The sequence below is a fragment of the Xanthobacter sp. BG11Y11_SDJG genome (assembly GCF_057364445.1).
This window is the reverse complement of sequence record NZ_JBNFNU010000471.1, coordinates 1-2,917: the sequence shown is the minus strand read 5'-3', so window position 1 is coordinate 2,917 and position 2,917 is coordinate 1. Positions and strand designations below refer to the sequence as shown.

Genomic DNA, 2,917 nt, shown 5'->3' with positions numbered 1-2,917 from the left:
CGGTCGGGCGTGAAGAAGCCGCCGTTCGCGAACAGGCGCGCGGTGCCTGCCCGCCCGCCCGCGGGCACCGGCCACTGCACCGGCTCCAGGGTGTCGTAGGCCGCGTCCGACAGCGTCGCGAGGCCGGCGATGTCGAAGTCGCGCGTGCCGCCATTCTCGAAGCCGGAGAGCGCGGCGTGCTCGCGGAAGATGGCGGCGGGCGAGGTCCAGGCGAAGGCGTCGGCGAAGCCGAGGCGGCGCGCCACCTCGGCGAGCGGCCACCAGCCGTGCTTGACCTCGCCCGGCAGCGGCAGGAAGGCGCGCTGGCGCGAGATGCGGCGCTCGGAATTGGTCACGGTGCCGTCCTTCTCGCCCCAGGCGGCGGCCGGCAGCATCACGTGCGGGCTGCATGACGCGGTGTCGTTGGCGGCGACGTTCTCCGACAGCACGAACAGGTCGAGCTTCTCCAGGGCCGCGCGCACGGCGCCCGCCTGCGGCAGGCTGACGGCCGGGTTGGTGCCCATGACCCAGAGTGCCCTGATCTCGCCGCGGCCGATGGCGGCGAACATGTCCACCGCCTTCAGCCCCTCGCGCTCCGCCATGCGGGGGGCGGACCAGAAGCGGCGCACGCGGTCCACCTCGGCGGGCGAGAATCCCATATGCGCGGCGAGCTGGTTGGCGAGCCCGCCCACTTCGCGCCCGCCCATGGCGTTGGGCTGGCCGGTGAGGGAGAAGGGGCCCATGCCCTCGCGCCCGATGCGCCCGGTGGCGAGGTGGCAATTGACGATGGCGCCCACCTTGTCGGTGCCCTGGGCCGACTGGTTGACCCCCTGCGAATAGCAGGTGACCACCTTCCCGGTGGCGGCGAACAGGGCGAAGAAGGCCGCCACGTCCGCCGCGTCGAGGCCGCAGGCGCGGGCGGTGGCGTCGGACGTCGGGGCAATGGCGCGCGCCGCCGCGAGCGCTTCGGCAAGCCTTGCGTGTGCCGGCCGAGGAAGCCGGCGTCGAGCCGCCCGGCATCGGCAAGATGCGCCAGGAGGCCGGAGAACAGGATCGCGTCGGTGCCGTGGGCGAGCGGCAGCACCAGGTCCGCCTCGGCGGCGGTCTCGGTGCCGCGCGGGTCGATGACGACGATCTTGATGCCGCGCTTCGCCCGCGCCGCCTCCATGCGGCGGAACAGCACCGGGTGGCAGAAGGCGGCATTGGAGCCCACCAGCACGATCAGGTCGGCGGCCTCCAGGTCCGCATAGCTGCCGGGCACCGTGTCGGCGCCGAAGGCGCGCTTGTGACCGGCGACCGACGAGGCCATGCAGAGCCGCGAGTTGGTGTCCACATGGGCGGTGCCGAGGAAGCCCTTCGCCAGCTTGTTGGCGACGTAATAGTCCTCCGTGAGCAACTGGCCCGACAGGTAGAAGGCGACCGATCCCGGCCCGTGGCGGTCGATGATGCCGGCAAGGTCGCGCGCCACGCGGTCGAGCGCCGCGTCCCAGCTCGTGCGCGCCAGCGCGCCGTCGCCAGTGCGCATCATGGGGTGGAGGAGGCGCGTTTCGAGGCCGAGCGTCTCGCCCAGCGCCGCGCCCTTGGAGCACAGGCGGCCGAAATTGGCGGGATGGGCCTTGTCGCCCTCCACATGGGCGCCGCCCGTCCCGTCCGGCACCACGGCGACGCCGCAGCCGACGCCGCAATAGGGGCAGGTGGTCTTCACCGAAGGGGGCGAGGTGAGGGGGGCGTTCAACGCCCGCTCCCGCGCGCTGCCTGAACCCACTCTTCCCGAGGCATCGCCTTCCCCATCAATAGACGTCCGCCTGGAAGCGCCCGGCCTTCTTCAGGTCGGCAAGAAAGGCGGCCGCCTTGTCCGGGCCGAGCCCGCCATGGGTCGCCGCGACATCGGCGAGCGCCGCTTCCACGTCCTTGGCCATGCGCTTGGCGTCGCCGCAAATATAGAAATGCGCGCCGTCGTTTAGCCAGGCCCAAAGCTCGGCGCCGGCGGCGCGGATCTTGTCCTGGACATAGACCTTCTGCGCGCCGTCCCGCGACCAGGCGGTGTCGAGGCGGGTGAGCACGCCCTGTGCCTGGAAGGCGGACAGTTCCTCCTCGTAGAAGAAGTCCGTCTCGCGCCGCTGGTGGCCGAAGAACAGCCAGTTGCCGCCCGGAGCCCGGGTCGCGGCGCGCTCATGCAGGAAGGCGCGGAACGGGGCGATGCCGGTGCCCGGCCCGACCATGACGACGCCTTTCGCCGGGTCCTGCGGCAGGCCGAAGCCGTGCGCCTTCTGGATATAGGCCTTGAGTTTCGTGCCTTCCGGGATGCGATCCCCGAGGAAGCTGGAGGCCACCCCGCGCCGCTCGCGGCCGAATGCCTCAAAGCGCACCTTGTCCACGGTCAGCGACAAAAGGCCCGGCGTCGCCGCGGGGCTGGAGGAGATGGAATAGAGGCGCGGCTGGAGCGGCTCCAGGCATTCGATGAAGGCTTCCGGATCGGGCCTGATGCCGGGGAATTTCTCCAGCGCCGCCAGCACGTCGAGGAGCGCCGCGTCGCCGTCCGGGTCCTCGCCCGCCGCGAGGCGCTTCGCCGTCTCCTTGCGCGCGCCGCCGACCAGATACGAGACGAGCTGGAACAGCGCGTCGGGTGGCGACTTCAGGCACACCTCGTGGGTCAGCACCGCGTGCAGCGTCTTGCCGGCGATGGGGAAGTCTTGCGGCGCGTGGATCGCGGCGATCACCTGGTCCACCAGGGCCGGATCGTTGGCCGGGAAGATGCCGAAGCTGTCGCCTGCCGCATAATCGAGCCCCGAGCCGGCGAGGTCGAAGTCGATGTGGAAGGTCTCCTTCTCGGACCCCTCCTTGTTGAGCCGCCGCCGGCCGAGGAAGGTCACCGTGCCGGGATTGTCGCGCGTGCCGAGCGGGGCGGGCGCCGGGGCGGCCTGCGGCTGCGCCGCCG

General features: G+C 71.8%; 1 protein-coding gene and 1 pseudogene. Both read right to left on the bottom strand.

Going from position 1 to position 2,917, the window contains the following annotated elements; all coding sequences use genetic code 11:
* Window positions 1–1,714 (bottom strand): annotated as a pseudogene (locus AC2W7M_RS23035) (molybdopterin-dependent oxidoreductase); the annotation flags it as partial.
* A gap of 55 nt (window positions 1,715–1,769) precedes the next feature.
* The coding region (locus AC2W7M_RS23030; protein ID WP_486135219.1) for a sulfite reductase subunit alpha at window positions 1,770–2,917 on the bottom strand (1,148 nt) is incomplete at its 5' end.